Here is a 17,343-nt window from a genome sequence, read left to right as displayed (position 1 = left end):
CATTGTCTCAAGGACGATTGCGCCGCCGCCAGCAATGGTTCGTTGCCGGCGGTGACGTCAGTGCTTGTACGCCGTGCACCCCACCGCCAGGTCCCCTTCCCGCCGGACGTACGCCGTCTTCATGAACACCTCGCCCGTCACCGGGTGCACCCACTTGTAGTCCACCCAGCCTTCGCCGCGGTCGCGCGCCACGCGCACCATCTCCAGGCCGAAGGCCTTGCCGTCCACGTCCTTCACTTCCGGGCCCTTGCCCAGGCGCGCCGGGTTGTTGCCGTGGGCGACGAACAGCGACGTCCTCAAATCCAGCGCGATCAGGTACAGGTCGCGATGGATGAAGCGGCCCGCGTCCAGCCGGTTCACGTCGTCCAGCAGCGCCTGCCGGCCGTGCGCGCGCTGGAAATCGCAACCGGCCTGCACCATGGCCACCGCTTCCTCCAGGCTGCCATGCTCGCGGTCGCCCAGCTGGAAGCCGTCCACCGCCTTCAGCAAGGTCACCGCGCGCTCCTGCAAGGCGGCGGCGGTGCGGGCCGCGCCCTTGACGAAGGCGGCGTTGTCCTGGGTGGTGCTGTCGATGCGCGCCACCGCGGTGTTGACGTTCTCGATGCCGCTGCTCTGCTCCTGGCTCGCCACGTCGATCTGGCGGATCAGGTCCGCCGCCTGCCGCACCGCGGCGACGATTTCCGCCATCGCGCGGCCGGCCTCCTCGACGCTGCTGCCGCCGGCATCCACCGTCTGCACCGAACCGACGATCAGCGCCTTGATGTCGCGCGCCGCCTCGGCGCTGCGCTGCGCCAGCATGCGCACCTCCGCGGCCACCACCGCGAAACCGCGGCCCTGCTCGCCGGCCCGCGCGGCCTCGACGGCCGCATTGAGCGCGAGGATGTTGGTCTGGAAGGCGATGCCGTCGATCACGCCGATGATGTCGCGGATGCTGCCCGAGCTGGCGCGGATCGATTCCATCGTCTGCACCACCTGCCGCATCACGGCGCCGCCCTGCTCCGCCCGCTCGGTGGCCGTGCGCACCAGCGCATGCGCTTGCTGCGTGGTGCCGGCGTTCTGGCGCACGGCGGCCGTCAGCTCCTCGATCGAAGCGGCGGTTTCCTGCAGCGAGTCGGCCTGGGTCTCGGTGCGCTGCGCCAGCGCCTGGTTGTCGCGACTGATCTGCGCCGCGTTGAGGGCCACGTTGCCGGTCCCCGTGCGCACTTCGCCGACGACGTTGAACAGCTTTTCGCGCACGTCCTGCAGCGCCTCCATCAGCGGGAGCAACTCGCCGCTGGCGGCCAGGTCGATGGGGACAGCGAGGTCGCCGCCCGCCAGGCTCTGCATGGCGGCGGTCGCGGGACGCATCGGGCCGACCAGGCGGCGCAGCAGCCAGGCCGCTGTGGCCAGCACGGCCAGCAGCCCCGCCACGCCCAGCACCAGGGCCCAGGTGGCCGCGGCGCCCTGCAACTGGCCCACGGCCAGCGCGGTGAGCGCCGCCTGCAGCAGCAGCACCACCGCGAACGCAGCGCCCACGCGCGTGCTCAGGTCAGTGCGTTGTCGCACCTGGGCGGCCGGCACGCTCGCCGGCAAGGGCATGGCCATTCCCTGGGCGTTCATGCCCGGACCTCGCGAATCATCGGAACCCCTCCGGGGCGGTCTCGTGGGCGCCGCCCTCTTTGATGCAACGATTTGTTGCAAAGATTCTGGAGCTTCACTTCCTGAAATGTCCAGGGGGTGTGGGCAGGTGGCGCGCGCCTCGCGCCCAAAGGAGGAGGGAATCGTCAGGAATTCACGACAGCGGTGGCCCCTTGTCCGCCGCCGCCTGGCTCTGGCACAGTCGCGCCATGGTCCTGCTCGAATTTTCGATGGCACCCGTCGGCGAAGGCGAAAGCATGAGCCGGCAGGTCGCGCGCATCCTCGACATCATCGACCGCAGCGGCGTGCCCTACCAGCTCACGGCGATGGGCACCATCCTCGAAGGCGACTGGGAGCAGGTGATGGGCGTGGTCACGGACTGCTTCCGCGCCCTGCAGGCGGACACCAGCCGCATCAGCCTGAACCTGAAGATGGACTACCGCAAGGGCAGCGAGTCGCGCCTGGCCAGCAAGATCGACGCGGTCGAAGGCCACGTCGGTCGCAAGCTGCGCACCTAAGGCTAGGCCGCCTTCGCCGGGGCGACGACGCCCAGCCGGTCCAGCGCGTCCTTCAACTGGGTGACGGTGCGGTCGACGTTGTGCCACTTCTCCAGCCCGAACAGGCCGATGCGGAAGGTGCTGAAGTCGCTGCCCTCGTCGCACTGCAGCGGCACGCCGGCCGCGGTCTGCAGGCCTTCGCCCAGGAATTTCTTGCCGCTCTGGATTTCGGGGTCCGTGGTGTAGCTCACCACCACGCCCGGCGCCTTGAAGCCGTCGGCCGCCACGCTGGGCATGCCGCGGCCTTCGAACAGCGCGCGCACCTTGCGTCCCAGTTCTTCCTGCTCCGCGCGCACCTTGGCGAAGCCGTAGGCGCGCGTCTCCAGCATCGTGGTGCGCAGGCGCGTCAGGGCGTCGGTGGGCATGGTGGCGTGGTACATGTGGCCGCCGCCTTCGTAGGCTTCCATGATCTGCAGCCACTTCTTCAGGTCCATCGCGAAGCTGGTGCTGGCGGTGCCGTCGATGGCCTTGCGGGCGCGCTCGCTCAGCATCACCATCGCGCAGCAGGGCGAGCTGCTCCAGCCCTTTTGCGGCGCGGAGATCAGCACGTCGATGCCGCAGGCCTGCATGTCGACCCACATCGCGCCGGAGGCGATGCAATCCAGCACGAACAGGCCGCCCACGGCGTGCACGGCGTCGGCCACTGCGCGCATGTAGTCGTCGGGCAGCATCATCCCGGAGGCGGTTTCCACGTGCGGGGCGAACACCACGGCGGGCTTCTTCTCGCGGATGGCGGCCGTCACTTCGGCGATGGGCGCCGGCGCCCACGGCGCCTTCGGGCCGCTGCCGGTCTTGCGCGCCTTCAGCACGGTGGACGAAGCGGGGATGTTCCCCATCTCGAAGATCTGCGTCCAGCGGAAGGAGAACCAGCCGTTGCGGATGACGAGCACGTCCTTGCCGGTGGCGAACTGGCGCGCCACGGACTCCATGCCGAAGGTGCCGCTGCCCGGCACCAGCACGGTGGAATGGGCGTGGTAGACCTCCTTCAGGATCGCGGAGATGTCCTTCATCACGCCCTGGAAGCTGCGCGACATGTGGTTCAGCGCGCGGTCCGTGTACACCACGGAGAATTCGAGCAGGCCGTCGGGGTCGACTTGGGGCAGCAGTCCGGGCATGGTTGTCCTGGGAGTGTGTTCGAAGGGGAAAGAGCTTAGCACCCCTCGAAAAAGCCTCCCCCGGGCAGGCCGCTTGCCCCTCGGGGTCAGCAGCGCAGCTGGTGGTATTTCAGCTTGCTCTGTACCAGCTCGCGCTCGTCGGACGGCTGCACCGGCTGCGGCAGCTTGTCCAGCGCGGCCTGCTGCTCCACCAGCTGCGTGTCCAGCGCCTCGCAGCGCTCGCGCACCTCCGGCTTCAGCTCGGCCCGGCGGGCGAGCTTGGCGCGGTCCTGCGGCGGCGTGGCGTGGTGGTCCAGGCGGTGCGGCTTGGCGGCGCCGACCTCGCGCCCGCCGGTGCACGGCCGGTCGGAATAAGTGTGCGCGCCGCACTTGTACGACGGCCCTGCGTCAGCCACGCCGCACCACACCAGCCATCCCACCGCCGCCAGCGCAGCCAGGCTCCCGACACGCCTTCCCATCCCGTCCTCCTTGCAGATGGGCTGATGCTAAGAGAGCACGAGTGCTGGCCGCCAGGGCAGCTGATGCGTGAGCGCGACAGCTTTACGGTGGGCTTGCAGGTGTTACAGGTGGCGGACGCTGTCCTGGAACTCGTCGAGCGTGATTTCGCCGCGAACGTAGCGCTCGCGCAACTGCTCGACCTCCTGCTCGTCGCCCGGCGCGGCGTCCCCATCCCGCAAACCAGCGAAGGTGCGGAACAGCCAGAAGCCGACCACGACCAGCAGCATCCAGCCGATCGCCTGCGTGCCCGGGCCTGGCGTCCAGGGCCAGTGCACTCCGTAATTCGACCACATGCGCGACTCCTTTTAGTTCGAATTCCAGAACCGTCGCCTTAGCATGGCCCATGGCCAGCGCACCCTGCCATCGCTGCACCCTGATCGGTTCTCCCTGGACCGAGGTATACGCCACTCGCATTACCAGCTCGCGACATTACGCAAGACACACCCATTCCGCTTATGGTCTTGGCGTGGTCGACGCGGGAGCGCAGCGTTCCGCCAGCGGGCGGCACACTGTGGACGCCTTTGCCGGCGACCTCGTCGCCACCAATCCCGGCGAGGTCCACGACGGCCGCCCCCTCGGCGGCCCCTTGCGCAGCTGGCGCACCATCTACATCGAGCCCGCCTTCTTCGCGGGCCTCGCGCCCTTCGCGGGCGAAGTCGCCATCACGCGCGCGGCCTTCGCCGATCCCGAACTGCAGCAAGCGACGCTGGGCTTGCTGGGCGCGATGGCCCGCTGGCAGCAAGGCAGCGCCGACGCCCTCGCCTGCGAGGAGGCCCTGGCGAGTGCATGCGGCCTGCTGCTGGCACGGCACGTGAGTCGCCCCAGCCTGGAGCCGGTGCCTTCCGTGTCGATGGCGCGGGTGCGCGAGCGCCTGGCCGCCGGCCTGCTGCAGCCGCCCACGCTGGCGGAGCTGGCCGGCCTGGCGGGCCTGAGCCGTTTCCAGCTGCTGCGGCGCTTCGCGGCGCTGCATGGCCTCACGCCACACGCCTGGCTGGTGCAGCAGCGGACCGAGCACGCGCGCGCCCTGATCGCCGGCGGAATGGGCCTGGCCGAAGCGGCGGCGCTGTCCGGGTTTGCGGACCAGAGCCACATGACGCGCAGCTTCACGCGCCAGTTCGGCTTCACGCCGGGCGCCTGGCAGCGCGCGCGCCTGCAATAACGTTCAAGACGCCGGCGCGTCCAGCGGCCACAGTGAGGCCATGCGTTTCAGCCACCACCCTGCCATCTGGTCCGGCTTTCCCGAGCTGGCGGCCGGCGCCGTGTTCGCCGGCCGGATCCGGCCCGATGCGGACGCCACCCGGGCCATCGCCCACTACGAAGGCCTGGCGCGCCGGCGCCTGGCCGAAGCGGGCAGCGAGTCGGAGCTGCCTTCGATCCAGGCCTGGCGCCGCGCCTTCCAGCGCATGGGCCTCAAGCCGACGCAATATCGCTGCGCCTCGGAGTCCCTGCTGCGCCGCCTGCGCAAGGAAGGTGCCATGCCGCGCATCCACCCGCTCATCGACGCCTGCAATGCGATCTCGATGGCTTTCGCGACGCCGGTGGCGGTGCTGGACACGGCGCAGATCGTGGATTCGCTGCAGGTGCGTTTCGCCGAAGGCACCGAGAGTTACCTGAGCTTCGGCGGCGAGGTGGAGCATCCCGAGCCCGGCGAAGTGAGCTTCGTCGACGCCGCCGGCAACGCCCACGCCCGGCGCTGGACCCACAGGCAAAGCGGGCTGTCAGCGGTGCGGGAAGCAACGGCGGACGTCATCATCTTGGCGGAGGCACTGCATCCGGGCGCCGCCGACGAGATGCCGGGACTGCTGGCGGCCGTGACGGAAGTCCTGGCCGAGGTGTGGAATGCGCCCGTGGAGACCGCCCTGCTCTCCGCCAGTCGGCCCGAGATCGCCCGGCAGTCGCCTTGACCTGGACAGTGTGGCAAATTTGCAAGTGGGGGCTTGCAGATTGCAACGACTTGATACAAAGTGGCCGTAAATCCCTATGTCAAGCCTGTCACGCGTCACTTGCATAGACCTGCACACCATGCTTCCCGATGAGAGGGAAGCGCTGGCGCGGCAGCTTTATACCGTCCATGCCCAGATCTTCGCCGGGCTGGACTACGAGGGGTTCCGCAAATACGTGGTCGAGCGGCCCAGCTGGCACACCTGGATCTACGTGCGCCACAACATGAGCCACCAGCTGGTCGGCTACACGGCGATCCACGAGTTCCGCCTGAAGCTCAAGGGCGAGCCCTCGACGGTGATCCGCATGGAAGCGGGCACGCTGCCCAGCGCGCGCGGCCGCGACCTGACCATGGTCTATGGCCTGATGCGGCTGCTGCGCATCTGGCTGCGCCATCCCTTCCAGCGCGTGTGCATGTTCGCGGCGCTGACGCACCCCAGCAGCTACACCTTCCTCGCCCGCTACGCGCCGGTGATCTTCCCGCATTCCAGCCTCGAGGAAGTGCCGCCTTCGGTGATGGGACAGATGGAAGAACTGGCCGAAGGCTTCGGCCTGGAGCGGGTCGACGAGAAGAACCCGCTGCTGCGCCGCGTCGACTGGATCACGCTGGAAACCGACAGCGAGCGCGCCCGCTGGCAGGCCAGCACGCGCGCCGACACCCGCTTCTACATCGCCAACAACCCCGGCTATCCGCAGGGCCACGGCCTGTGCACGCTGATCCCCTTGAACGGGCTCATCGTGTTCCAGTGCCTCACGCGCTTCCTGTGGGGCCGCGCGGGGCGGCTGACCCGGCTGGCCCTGGGCCGGCCGATCTAAGCCTCCAGGGCCGATTTCAGGCGGCCCAGCGCGTCTTCCCACTGCCGCCCGATCGCCTCGAGCGAGCGCCGCGCCTGCTCCATCTGCGCCGGATCGAACTGCCACAGGCGCTCGCGCCCGATCCGCAGGTCCTGCACCAAGCCGGCGTCGGCCAGCACCTGCAGATGCTTGGTCACGGCCTGCCGCGAGATGTGCGTGCTGGCGGTGAGCTGGCTGATGGAAAACATGCCGCCTGCGCACAGCAGCGCCACCAGCCGCAGCCGGGTCTCGTCGCCGAGCGCGAAGAACACCCGCGCCAGTTCGGCCGGCGCCGCCTCAGCCTTTGGCGACATGGCCCCGGATGTTCTCCACCTGCGCGTCCCAGCCGCCCGAATTCATGCGGAAGGCCAGCGCGCGCCGCGCGGGCGGCACCTGGTCGAAGCCGGACTCCACCACCTTCAGCAGGGTGCCGCCACCGGGAGCGTCTTCCAGCGTGAAGGTCACCAGCGTGGGGGTTTCGCTGGCGTAGTCGACGCCGGGCTCCACCGCATACGGATGCCAGTGCCAGGACAGCAGCTTCTCGGGTTCCATGCGCTGGATCACCACGTCGAAAAAGATGTGCTCGTAGCCGGGATAGGTGATGGAGCCGCGGGCGCGCTGCCCCGGCGCGAAGCGCTGGCCCTGCAGCCTGGCGCCGAACCAGGTGCCGAATTCCGGCGCGTCGGCCAGGGCGCGCCATACCCGCGCGCGCGGGGCGTCAATGACGATGCTGCGTTCGATGCGGTCGGTCTCGCTGCTGCCCATAAGCAACCTCCTGGTTGCATTATTGGGGCAAGGCGACCGAAATGCAATCAGGCGGTTGCGCGACTCGGCTCGACCGCCTGCACTGCAGGCAGCGTGAAGCGGAAGGTGGCGCCCTCGCCCGGCGCCGATTGCGCCCAGATGCGCCCGCCCATGCGCGAGATGGCCCGTGCCACCGTGGCCAGCCCGATGCCCTTGCCCGGGAACTCGTCGGCATCGTGCAGGCGCTGGAAGGTGCCGAAGAGCCGGTCGGCATAGGCCATGTCGAAGCCGGCCCCGTTGTCGCGCACGAAGAACTCGCCGCGGCCGCCGCCCACGGTGATCTGCGCCAGCGGCCGCGCCGCGGTGAACTTCCACGCGTTGCCCAGCAGGTTCTCCAGCACCGAACGCAGGAGCCGCACGTCGCCCTGCGCGGTGAGCCCCGGCTCCACCCGCCACTCGACGCGGCGCTGCGGATGGTCGGCATGCAGCCGCTGCAGGATCTCGGTGGCCGTCTCGCTGAGGTTCACGGTCGAACGGATGATCTCCACCTCCGACACATGGGCCAGGCCCAGCAGTCCTTCGATCAGTTGCGCCATCGCGTCGGCGTTGGCGCGGATGCGCGCCAGGTAGTGCTGCGCGCGTTCGCCGGCAGCGCCGCGCAACTCCTCCTCCAGCAGGCGGCCGAAGGACTGGATGCGCTGCAGCGGCGACTGCAGGTCGTGCGAGACCGAATAGGCAAAGGACTCCAGCTGCTCGTTGGCCAGCCGCAGGGCGGACTCGTTGGCGCTGAGCTCGGTGATGTCGCTGTCGACGCCGACCCAGAACAGCACCTCGCCTTCGCCATCGCGCACCGGCACCGCGCGGTAGCTGGTGGTGTGCCAGGTGCCGTCGCGCGAGCGCAGCCGGCGCGTGCCCGCATAGACGCCGTCCGTGCGGCGCGCTTCCTGCCAGTTGCGCTGCACGGCGTCGGAGTCGTCCGGATGCAGCAGCTCCATCCATTCGTGGCCCAGCCACTTGGGCGGCGCGCCGCCGAACAGCTCGTACCAGGCCCGGCTGAAGAAGGTGGCGCCGCCGGCCGGGTCCACCGTCCAGAACGGCAGCGGCGCCTGTTCCGCGAGCGTGCGGAACAGCGCCTCCTGGCGCGCGAGCTCGCCGGTGCGCTGCGAAATCTTCTCTTCCAGGTTGGTGTTGAGGCTGCGGATCTCCTCCACCATGCGCACGCGCTGGCTGATGTCCTGCTGCGCGCCCTGGATCGCGATGATCCGGCCGTCCAGGCCACGCACCGGCTGGCCGATGGACCGCACCCAGACGCGCCGTCCGGTCGGCGTGATCATCTCCGCTTCGACGTCGAAGGGTTCGCCGCGATCGATGCAGTCCTGCAGCACGTGCAGGGCCTGCGGCAGCGAAGCCGGCGCCACCATCGCGATGACGTCCTTGAGGGTCGGCTCGGCGTCGGACGGCATGTCGAACAGGGCCGCGGATTCATCGGACCAGGTCACGCGTTCAGTCGCCACGTCCACCGAAAAACTCCCCAGGCGCGACAGGCGCCCCGCCATCTTCAGCAGCTCCGCCTGCGCATGCAGCCGGGCCTGCGCCCGCTTCATCTCGTCGATGTCGGTGGCGGTCCCATACCAGGTGCGCACGGCAGCGGGGCTGCCCACCGGCACCGCGCGCAGCAGGTGCCAGCGGTAGCTGCCGTCGTGATGGCGCAGGCGCAGCTCGATTTCCACCTGCCGCGGCTGCTCGAGCGCCCGCGCCAGCACGCTGAACACCACATCGCGATCGGCCGGATGCACGGCGTCGCGCCAGCGCGTGCCCCGCGCATCCTCCGCGGATCGCCCGGTGAAGTCGGTCCAGCGCTGGCTGATGAACTGCACGCCGCCACGCGCGTCCGAGCTGAAGACGATCTGCGGCATGGCCTGCGCCAGGTCGCCGAAGCGCTGCTCGGTCTGCGAGCGGCGGCGCGCCTGGCGGCGCAGCTGCCAGGTCAGCCCGAACACCACCAGCAGCGCGCCGGCCCACAGGCTCGAGGCCAGCAAGGCAAAGCGCCACCAGGGCGCCAGCAGCTCGGCGTAGCCGGTGCCGACCACCACCAGCAGCTGCGGATAGTGCGGCAGCACGCGATAGGCGTACATCCGGCGCAGGCCGTCGATGTCGCTGTCGCGCACGAACACGCCTTGCGGCGCGGCGGGAAGGAATTCGGTGAACAGCGGCAGCTGCGCGAAGTCGCGGCCCACCACGGCCTCGTCCGGCGGGCTGCGCACCATCAGCTGGCCGCTGCGGTGGTACAGCACCACCGCGCCCTGCTCGCCGAGGTCGATGCCGCGCCACGGCTGTTCGAAGTAGCCCGGCTCGAGGGCCGCGGTGACCACGGCCTTCACGGCGCCGTCGGGGCCGCGGATCGGCCGCGAGGCGCTGAGGTACCAGGTGCCGGTCGTCCGGCTGCGCACCAGCGGGCCGACGAAGAACTCGGTTTCCGGGCTGCGCAGGTAGGCCTGGAAATACGCGCGGTCGGCGACCGCGCGCCCGGTGGTGCCGGTGTCGGAGTCGTACAGCACCCGGCCGCTGGCATCGACCACCCACAGCGCCCGCACGTAAGGCAGGTCCTTGAGCTCGCCGCGCAGCAGGGCCCGGCCGGCATCGGTGCCGGCCCGGCCGGACTGCTCCAGCGCCTCGAGCCGCGCGATGGCCAGCTGCAGCCGGACGTCGACCGCCTGCAGCGTGCGGGTCGTCTGCTCGGCGATCACCTGCGACAGCGACGCCACCTGCTCGCGCCCGCTGCGCACCGCCTCGCCGTGCAGGAACACCAGGACGGCGGCCAGCAAGGGGCCGGTGAACAGCGCGAACGCCAGTACCAGCCACCCCGTCCTGCGCATGCCGCCGGTGTGTCCCATGCTCGGCATTGTGGCCTGCAATTCGCTGGCAGGCAGTCGCGCCGTCGGCTGACAGCCCCCCGCCGGCGGGCCCTGCTGAAATGGGCCGGTCCCGTTTGCAGGAAGGAGCGCCCATGACACAACAAGCCACCATCCGCGGGGAGGTCTGCTTCCGCGCCGGCGACGGCATGCCGCTGGAGATCCCCGATGGGCCCGTCTCGATCGAGGTCGCCGCCGACAGCGTCACCCTGGGCTGGGAAGACGGCCCCGGCAACGCGATCTCCGCGGCCATCCCGCGCGACGACTACGAGCGCTACGTGCGCGAGGGCAAGATCCGCGTGCAGGGCGCGTGATGCTCCCCGCCATGCCGGCCTGGGCCGCGGTGGCCCTGATCGCGCCGGCCCTCGCCGGGGCGGTGCTGGTGCGCCCCTGGCGCCAGTTGCAGGGCCCGGACACCCACCTCGGCACGCCGCTGCTGGCCCTGGCCACGCTGCTGCCCTGGCTGTGGGCCTGGCCGGGCCTGTCCGCGCTGCCGGTGCCGCTGCACTGGTCGGGCGGGCCGCTCGCCGTGCTGCTGCTTGGCTGGCCACTGGCCGTGCCGCTGCTGGTGTTCGCCGGCCTCAGCACGATGCTGACCACCGGCGCCAGCCTGCCCGAGGCACTCTCGGCGATCGCCTGGTGCGGCATCCTGCCGGCCACGGCCACGCTGGCCCTGGGCTACGTGATCCGGCGCACTTTCGGCACGCATCCGGTCGCCTACCTGATGGGACGCGCCTTCCTGGTGCCGCTGCTCGCCCTGCTGGCCTGCGGCCTGGCCGCGGCCTTCATCGCGCCGGTGGCGCACGGCGCGGGTGGCGACATGAAGGCCGTGGTCTCGCTGCTGATCGCGATGGGCGAGGCCTCGTGGACCTGCGCCGTCGCCAGCCTGCTGGTGGCCTACAGGCCGCAATGGCTGGCCACTTGGTCGGACGCTTTGTACCTGCCGCAGGCCGCCAAGGCGCGCGCGCCCCGCCATCGCGCCTGAAACGCCGTGGTATGGTCGCGCCCCATGCCGATCCACACCCCGCCCCACATCGCCCCCTCCGCCTGCTGCGTCCACGCGGACTGAGGCGCGGCGATGGCCTGGCTCTGGGTGGCCACCGTCCTCTGGGCGGCGCTGGCACAGACCGCACGCAACGCGGCGCAACGTTCGCTGGTCGCGCAGGCCGGCACGCTGGGCGCGACGCTGGTGCGTTTCCTCTATGGCATCCCCTTTGCCGCCGTGGCGGTGTGGGTGCTGCACCTGTTGACGCCTGCGCCGGTGCCGGCCTTCGGCGGCAGCTACTTCGCCTGGCTGGCGCTTGGCGCGGCCGGCCAGCTGGCGGCCACGGCCTTCATGCTGGCCGCGATGAAGGAGCGCAACTTCGTCATCGGCGTGGCCTATTCCAAGACCGATGCGCTGCAGGTGGCGGCCTTCGGCGCCCTCTTCCTGCGCGAGTTGCCCGGCTGGGCGACGCTGCTGGCGATGGCGCTGGCGACCGCCGGCGTCGTGCTGCTGTCGCTGCCGGCCCGGAGCGCCGACGCCGCCGCGCCGGCGTGGACCGGCCGCGCCGCCTTGCTGGGGCTGGCTTCCGGCGCCGGCTTCGCGCTGTCGGCGGTCGGTTACCGCGGCGCCTCGCTGCAGCTGCCGGGCGTGCCGGCCTGGTTGATCGGGGCCTGGGGCGTGCTGTTCGCGCAGATCCTGCAGACCGTGGTGCTGGGTGGCTGGCTCGCCTGGCGTTCGCCCAGTGCCTTGCGCGCCACCGTCAGCGCCTGGCGCATCTCGCTGGTGGCCGGCGCCGCCGGCGCGCTGGCCTCGCTCGGCTGGTTCACGGCCTTCGCGCTCACGACCGCCGCCAACGTGCGCACGCTGGGCATGGTGGAAGTGGTGTTCAGCTATCTCGTCTCGCGCCGCCTGATGCGCGAGAAGCTCTCGCGCACCGAACAGGGCGGCCTCGCGCTGGTGGCGGCCGGCCTGCTCTGCCTGGGCCTGCAGGCTTGAACGGAGGCGGCCGGTAGGTCGCGATCCATTGCGGAGCCAGGCCATGGAAACCACGCATCAAGCCTTCTGATGCCTCGGTGTAAGCGAGGGGCGCCGCCATCCGCGCACTTGTGCCGCTCCTACACCAAATCAGCATGGACACGCACGGTCCTTGCAGGTACAAGGAAGCAGCATTGCAGTCGATCGACCGAGTACGAACCATGAGCTTCGGAACGCTGCTGTACCGCTATTTCTTCTTCGGCTGGCTGTTCAAGGACGTCAACCGCGGCAACGTCATCGAGCGTGCGGCCGCATGGCGCCACAACCAGGCGCAGGCGCGCTGGCTGCCCACGTACATGCGGCGCTGGCTCTGGGTCTGCGTGACGCTCTACGCGCTGGGCGGCCTGGCCGAATGGCTGCTGCATGCGCCCGGCATCTCAGTGCTGTTCTACGTCCCCAGCGCGCTCAGCGTACCGATCAACGCCGTGATCGGCGCGGCCTGGGTCGGCCTGAAGGTGATGCCCGCGCAGCTGTAGCGGCGCTTACTCCGACGAAGGCGCAAGCCCTGCCACCGCGGTGCGCGCGTGCTCCGCGAGGTGGTCGACGAAGGCGCGCGTGCGTGCCGGCAGGAAGCGGCGGCTCGGCAAGGCCGCCACCAGCGCGATGCGACTCGTGATCCAGGGCGACAGCACGCGCTGGAGGTAGCCCCCCTTCAGCATCTGCGCCACCAGGTCCACCGGCTGGCTGCTGATGCCCGCGCCTTCCAGCGTCGCGCGCAGCAGCACGTCGCCGTGGTTGGAGGTCATCGCCATCGGCACGTCCATGGTCAGCTGGCGGTCGTTGTAGGTGGGGTCGATCAGCGTCAGCGGCCGCGGGCGCATGCCGGGCACGCGCAGGCGCAGCAGGGAATGCTGCTGCAGGTCTTCCGGCTTCATGGGCTCGCCGCGCCGCGCCAGGTAGGAAGGCGCGGCACAGAGCACGCTCTCGGCGTGGTGGATGGTGCGCACGATCGCGGTGGAGTGGATCGGCGCGAGGTCGGTCACCACGGCCAGGTCGAACTCCTCCACGTTGGGATCGGTCACGTCCTGCACTTCCAGGTCCAGCAGCACGTCCGGGTGCAGCTGCTGGAAGGTCACCGCCGCCGGCGTGACAAGGTGCGAAGCGAGCATCGGCGTGGAGAGGATGCGCACGGTGCCGCTCATCTCCTTGCTGTGCGCGTGGGCCATCGCGTCCGCCTGGTCGATCTCGGCCAGGATCGGCCGCAGCCGTTTCAGGTAGGCCTCGCCCGCCGGCGTCAGGGAGAGCCGCCGGGTCGTGCGCTGCAGCAGGCGCACGCCCAGGTGCGTCTCCAGGTCCCCCACCAGCCGGGTCACCACGGCCGGCGCCATCTCCAGCTTGCGGGCGGCCGCGGCGAAACCGCCTTCATCGACCACCTGCTGGAAAACCCGCATCGATTGCAGTCTGTCCATGCCTTGATTATTGCTCGATCGTCAATGGATGCTTGTTGCTGAGGGTGTTTTTTGATCGAAAGCGCAGGAATACAGTCTACCCATCGCTTCAGACAAACGCACCGAAAGGACACACACCATGAACAGCACCCGTCTCGTGATCGCCGCCGCCGCCCTCGCCACCGCCGCCTTCGGCGCCATGGCCGACGAAGCCGACGGTTCCCAGAACGTCCTGAGCTTCCAGGGCTCCAAGACCCGCGCCGAAGTGCAGGCCGAACTGGGCGCCTACAAGAAGGCCGGCGTGAACCCCTGGGCCATCGCCTACAACCCGCTGAGCCAGTTCCGCAGCTCCAAGACCCGCGCGCAAGTCCAGGGCGAATACATCGCCAACCGTGACGCCGTCGCCGCGCTGAACGCCGAAGACAGCGGCTCCGCCTACCTGGCCCAGCACCAGGTGACGAACGCCACCCGCATGCTGGCTTCCCAGCCCGCGCAGTCCGGCAGCGCCGAGTAAGTCCCCCGCCGCGCCCCCTCCGGGCGCGGCCCTGTTTTACCCCGAGAAGAAAGAAATAACCATGAAGAACTTGAGCCTCCTCCTCGTCACCGCCGCCACCGCCGTGGCTGCCGCAACCGCTTCCGCCGCCGCGTACGCCGGCCCGATGTGGACCGACAGCAGCTGGCGCGTGCACGACGTGCCCAGCACCCGCAACGCCGCCGACGTGCGCGCCGAGTTCGACCAGTTCAAGAAGGGCCCGAATCCCTGGGGCTCCTCGTACAACCCGCTGGCGAACTTCCGCAGCACGAAGACCAGCGCCCAGCTGCAGGCCGAGTACATCGCCAACCGCGACAGCGTCTCCGCGCTGAACGGCGAAGACAGCGGCTCCGCCTGGCTCGCCTCCCGCCCCGCCACGAGCGCCTCGCGCTTCGCCGGCCAGCCCACGAACGCGCAATAAGTTCACGGCGGGCCCCGCGCGCCGCGGGGCCCGGCTAGGGCCGGGCGCGGAATAGCTGTATGCTCATACAGTGGAAATCGCCGCCAAGCTCGCCATCCTTGCCGACGCCGCCAAGTACGACGCCTCCTGCGCGTCCTCCGGCGGCGTCCAGCGCGATTCCAGCAGCGGCCGTGGCCTGGGCTCCAACGAGGGCACCGGGATCTGCCACAGCTATGCGCCCGACGGGCGCTGCATCTCGCTGCTGAAGATCCTCCTGACCAACTACTGCCAGTACGACTGCCTGTACTGTGTCAACCGCGCCAGCAGCAACGTGCCGCGCGCCCGCTTCGCGATCGACGAGGTCGTGCGGCTCACGCTGGACTTCTACCGCCGCAACTGCATCGAGGGCCTGTTCCTCTCCAGCGGCATCATCCGCAGCCCCGACTACACGATGGAGCAGCTGGTCGAGGTCGCGCGCCGGCTGCGCGAAGAGCACGACTTCCGCGGCTACATCCATCTCAAGACCATTCCCGACGCCGCACCTGACCTCCTGCGCCGCGCCGGCCAGTACGCCGACCGGCTGTCGATCAACATCGAGCTGCCGACGCAGCAGGGCCTGGCGGAACTCGCGCCGCAGAAGGACGGAGCCGCCATCAAGCGGTCGATGGCGCGGCTGCGGGTGCAGATCGAAGCGGCCCGGGGCGAGGCGCGGGATGCTTCGCGCGCCCCGACATCGATTCCAGGCGCCCGGCCCGCTCGCGCAGCGGCGCCCGCCTTCTCGGCCGCCGGCCAGAGCACGCAGATGATCGTCGGGGCCGATGGCGCCGACGACGCGGCCATCCTCGCCACCAGCGCGCAGCTTTATGGCGCCTATCGCCTCAAGCGCGTCTGCTACTCCGCCTTCAGCCCCATCCCCGACGCAGCCTCGGCGCTGCCCCTGCAGGCGCCGCCGCTGGCGCGCGAGCACCGCCTGTACCAGGCCGACTGGCTGATGCGCTACTACGGCTTCGCGGCGGACGAAATCGCGTCGCCACGCACGGGCGGCATGCTGCGGCTGGAGGTCGATCCCAAGCTCGCCTGGGCGCTGGCGCATCCCGAACGCTTTCCGGTCGACCTCAATCGCGCGCCGCGCGAGCTGCTGCTGCGCGTGCCCGGCCTCGGCGTCAAGGCGGTCGACCGGCTGCTGCTCGCCCGCCGCGTGCGGCGCGTGCGGGCCGAAGACCTGAAGCGCCTGCACGTGCCGGTGGCCAAGGTGCTGCCTTTCGTGCTGGCAGCCGACCACCGGCCGGCGCGGTCCGCGCTGCCGTCACCCACGGCCGCGCCGCAGCAGGCGGCCCTGTTCTGAGGCGACAACGATGCGCGTGCAGCTGGCCAGCGAAACCGACCTGGACGGCTTCCGCCGTGAAGCACGCGCGCTGCTGGCCAGCCGCGCGCGGCCGGCGCAGGTGGAGTGGTCGGTCGAAGGCGGCCAGGAGGATCTCTTCGCCGCCGACGAAACCGTGATGGAACCGCAAGGGCCGGCGCCTGCGCTGCGCGTGCCGCCCGCTTTCGTCGAACTGTGCCAGCACGTGCTGCTGCATCGCGAGCCGCAACGCTTCGCCCTGCTCTATCGGCTGCTGTGGCGGCTGGCGCACGAGCCGAATCTGCGCCACGACCCGCTCGACCCCGACATGCTGCAGGCGCGCGAGTTCGCGCAGGCGGTGCGGCGCGACATCCACAAGATGCACGCCTTCGTGCGCTTCCGCCCGGTGGGCGACGCAGGCGATGGCGCGCAGCCGCTGCACGTGGCCTGGTACGAGCCGGCGCACCGCATCGTCGAAGCAGTGGCGCCCTGGTTCCAGCGCCGCTTCGCCAACATGCGCTGGGCCATCCTCACACCCGACGCCTGCGTCGAATGGGATGGCAGCGTGCTGCAGCTGCGTCCCGGCGCCAGCCGCGCCGAGGCGCCGCCGCCCGATGCCGGCGAGCAGCTGTGGCTCACCTACTACCGCAACATCTTCAACCCGGCGCGGTTGAAGCTGGCGACGATGCAGAAAGAGATGCCGCGCCGCTACTGGCCCAACCTGCCGGAAGCGCAGTTGATCGCGCCACTGGCGGCCGAAGCGCGCGAGCGCAGCACTCGCATGATCGAGCAGCCAGCGAGCACGCCGTTGCGCCGCATCCCGATCGCACCGGCGGCAACGACGATGCTGCCGCCGGAAGGCCTGCCGCGGCTGAACGCAGCGATGCAGCAATGCCGCACCTGCCCGATCGGCGCGCTCGCGACGCAAGCCGTGGCCGGCGAAGGCCCGCTCGCGCCGCGCCTCATGTTCGTGGGCGAGCAGCCCGGCGACCAGGAAGACCTGCGCGGGCGGCCCTTCGTCGGGCCCGCGGGCCAATTGCTGGAGCGCGCCTTCGCGGAGGCCGGCATCGTGCGCGAGGAGGTCTATCTCACAAACGCGGTGCGCCACTTCAAGTACGACCTGCGCGGCAAGCACCGCATCCACAAGACGCCCTCGCAGCAGGAGGCGCTGGCCTGCCTGCACTGGCTGCGCGAGGAGATCGCGCTGGTGCGGCCACGTGCGCTGGTGGCGCTGGGCGCGACGGCGGCGCGCTCGCTGCTGGGACGCAGCGTCGTCGTGCGCGCGGAGCGCGGCACCTGGCTCGCGCGCGGCGACGGCCTGCAGGTGCTGGTCACGCTGCATCCGTCGGCACTGCTGCGCCTGCCGGTTTCGCAACAGGCCCGTGCGTTCGAGGAATTCGTCACGGATCTCCGGCGCGCCGCAGCCTGAGCCGCGTGCATCTG

Annotated in this window: 20 protein-coding genes; 12 read left to right on the top strand and 8 right to left on the bottom strand. The window is 70.4% G+C overall.

All coding sequences use genetic code 11. From position 1 onward, the window contains the following. Nucleotides 1-57: 57 nt before the first annotated feature. Nucleotides 58-1,599: a methyl-accepting chemotaxis protein gene (locus tag HHL11_RS14655; protein WP_169419090.1), complete on the bottom strand. Its 1,542-nt coding sequence runs from the start codon at nucleotides 1,597-1,599 to the stop codon at nucleotides 58-60. 227 nt (nucleotides 1,600-1,826) lie between these two features. Between HHL11_RS14655 and HHL11_RS14650 the strand changes: the two genes are divergently transcribed. Further along, nucleotides 1,827-2,135 carry an MTH1187 family thiamine-binding protein gene (locus HHL11_RS14650; RefSeq protein ID WP_169419089.1) on the top strand — a complete coding sequence of 103 codons (309 nt, stop codon included), beginning with the start codon at nucleotides 1,827-1,829 and terminating at the stop codon, nucleotides 2,133-2,135. Nucleotides 2,136-2,137: 2 nt separating this feature from the next. On the opposite strand, the gene HHL11_RS14645 is transcribed toward HHL11_RS14650, so the two are convergent. The 3 genes from HHL11_RS14645 to HHL11_RS14635 form a co-directional block, all read right to left on the bottom strand. Continuing rightward, nucleotides 2,138-3,289, bottom strand: coding sequence for an aminotransferase class V-fold PLP-dependent enzyme (locus tag HHL11_RS14645; RefSeq protein ID WP_169419088.1), 1,152 nt, complete (start codon nucleotides 3,287-3,289; stop codon nucleotides 2,138-2,140). Nucleotides 3,290-3,375: 86 nt separating this feature from the next. Next, entirely contained in the window at nucleotides 3,376-3,747 is a 372-nt protein-coding gene (locus HHL11_RS14640) for a hypothetical protein (protein WP_169419087.1), read from the bottom strand. A 102-nt stretch (nucleotides 3,748-3,849) separates the two neighbouring features. Beyond that, on the bottom strand, nucleotides 3,850-4,080 hold the full coding sequence (locus tag HHL11_RS14635) for an SHOCT domain-containing protein (protein ID WP_169419086.1): 231 nt from the start codon (nucleotides 4,078-4,080) through the stop codon (nucleotides 3,850-3,852). 50 nt (nucleotides 4,081-4,130) lie between these two features. Between HHL11_RS14635 and HHL11_RS14630 the strand changes: the two genes are divergently transcribed. The 3 genes from HHL11_RS14630 (at nucleotide 4,131) to HHL11_RS14620 (ending at nucleotide 6,544) form a co-directional block, all read left to right on the top strand. Further along, a complete protein-coding gene (locus HHL11_RS14630) occupies nucleotides 4,131-4,946 on the top strand; it encodes an AraC family transcriptional regulator (RefSeq protein WP_169419085.1) in 816 nt (271 codons plus the stop codon). A gap of 40 nt (nucleotides 4,947-4,986) precedes the next feature. Further along, a complete protein-coding gene (locus HHL11_RS14625; protein ID WP_169419084.1) occupies nucleotides 4,987-5,691 on the top strand; it encodes a B3/B4 domain-containing protein in 705 nt (234 codons plus the stop codon). Between the two features lie 118 nt (nucleotides 5,692-5,809). After that, on the top strand, nucleotides 5,810-6,544 hold the full coding sequence (locus tag HHL11_RS14620) for a hypothetical protein (protein ID WP_169419083.1): 735 nt from the start codon (nucleotides 5,810-5,812) through the stop codon (nucleotides 6,542-6,544). Here the strand turns inward: HHL11_RS14620 and HHL11_RS14615 are convergent. From HHL11_RS14615 to HHL11_RS14605, 3 genes are read right to left on the bottom strand one after another with little or no spacing between them, the layout of a single operon-like run. Next, on the bottom strand, nucleotides 6,541-6,876 hold the full coding sequence (locus HHL11_RS14615) for an ArsR/SmtB family transcription factor (protein WP_169419082.1): 336 nt from the start codon (nucleotides 6,874-6,876) through the stop codon (nucleotides 6,541-6,543). The genes HHL11_RS14620 and HHL11_RS14615 overlap by 4 nt on opposite strands. Continuing rightward, a complete protein-coding gene (locus HHL11_RS14610; RefSeq protein WP_169419081.1) occupies nucleotides 6,860-7,327 on the bottom strand; it encodes an SRPBCC family protein in 468 nt (155 codons plus the stop codon). Before HHL11_RS14610 ends, HHL11_RS14615 begins: the two co-directional genes overlap by 17 nt. 47 nt (nucleotides 7,328-7,374) lie before the next feature. Further along, nucleotides 7,375-10,200, bottom strand: a complete 2,826-nt coding sequence (locus HHL11_RS14605) for a PAS domain-containing protein (protein WP_169419080.1) — start codon at nucleotides 10,198-10,200, stop codon at nucleotides 7,375-7,377. Nucleotides 10,201-10,313: 113 nt separating this feature from the next. Between HHL11_RS14605 and HHL11_RS14600 the strand changes: the two genes are divergently transcribed. From HHL11_RS14600 to HHL11_RS14585, 4 genes are all read left to right on the top strand, one after another. Beyond that, nucleotides 10,314-10,532: a hypothetical protein gene (locus HHL11_RS14600; protein ID WP_169419079.1), complete on the top strand. Its 219-nt coding sequence runs from the start codon at nucleotides 10,314-10,316 to the stop codon at nucleotides 10,530-10,532. Further along, the gene (locus HHL11_RS14595; RefSeq protein ID WP_169419078.1) at nucleotides 10,529-11,203 is read left to right on the top strand and encodes a hypothetical protein; all 675 of its coding nucleotides are present in this window, start codon (nucleotides 10,529-10,531) and stop codon (nucleotides 11,201-11,203) included. Before HHL11_RS14600 ends, HHL11_RS14595 begins: the two co-directional genes overlap by 4 nt. Before the next feature lie 93 nt (nucleotides 11,204-11,296). Continuing rightward, on the top strand, nucleotides 11,297-12,199 hold the full coding sequence (locus HHL11_RS14590; protein WP_169419077.1) for a DMT family transporter: 903 nt from the start codon (nucleotides 11,297-11,299) through the stop codon (nucleotides 12,197-12,199). Between the two features lie 200 nt (nucleotides 12,200-12,399). Then, entirely contained in the window at nucleotides 12,400-12,714 is a 315-nt protein-coding gene (locus HHL11_RS14585) for a hypothetical protein (protein ID WP_205964281.1), read from the top strand. 6 nt (nucleotides 12,715-12,720) lie between these two features. On the opposite strand, the gene HHL11_RS14580 is transcribed toward HHL11_RS14585, so the two are convergent. Further along, entirely contained in the window at nucleotides 12,721-13,647 is a 927-nt protein-coding gene (locus HHL11_RS14580) for a LysR family transcriptional regulator (protein WP_169419075.1), read from the bottom strand. A gap of 118 nt (nucleotides 13,648-13,765) precedes the next feature. On the opposite strand from HHL11_RS14580, the gene HHL11_RS14575 reads away from it, so the two are divergent. The 4 genes from HHL11_RS14575 (at nucleotide 13,766) to HHL11_RS14560 (ending at nucleotide 17,329) form a co-directional block, all read left to right on the top strand. Beyond that, on the top strand, nucleotides 13,766-14,140 hold the full coding sequence (locus tag HHL11_RS14575; RefSeq protein ID WP_169419074.1) for a DUF4148 domain-containing protein: 375 nt from the start codon (nucleotides 13,766-13,768) through the stop codon (nucleotides 14,138-14,140). Between the two features lie 70 nt (nucleotides 14,141-14,210). Continuing rightward, nucleotides 14,211-14,579, top strand: coding sequence for a hypothetical protein (locus HHL11_RS14570; protein ID WP_169419073.1), 369 nt, complete (start codon nucleotides 14,211-14,213; stop codon nucleotides 14,577-14,579). Nucleotides 14,580-14,649: 70 nt separating this feature from the next. Continuing rightward, a complete protein-coding gene (locus HHL11_RS14565; RefSeq protein ID WP_169419072.1) occupies nucleotides 14,650-15,903 on the top strand; it encodes a putative DNA modification/repair radical SAM protein in 1,254 nt (417 codons plus the stop codon). A gap of 10 nt (nucleotides 15,904-15,913) precedes the next feature. Further along, nucleotides 15,914-17,329: a UdgX family uracil-DNA binding protein gene (locus HHL11_RS14560; RefSeq protein ID WP_169419071.1), complete on the top strand. Its 1,416-nt coding sequence runs from the start codon at nucleotides 15,914-15,916 to the stop codon at nucleotides 17,327-17,329. Nucleotides 17,330-17,343 lie beyond the last annotated feature (14 nt).

This window comes from Ramlibacter agri, from assembly GCF_012927085.1.
In the GTDB taxonomy this organism is placed as follows: domain Bacteria; phylum Pseudomonadota; class Gammaproteobacteria; order Burkholderiales; family Burkholderiaceae_C; genus Ramlibacter; species Ramlibacter agri.
The sequence above is the reverse complement of the archived record's forward strand: the minus strand, read 5'-3'. Positions and strand labels throughout refer to the sequence as shown.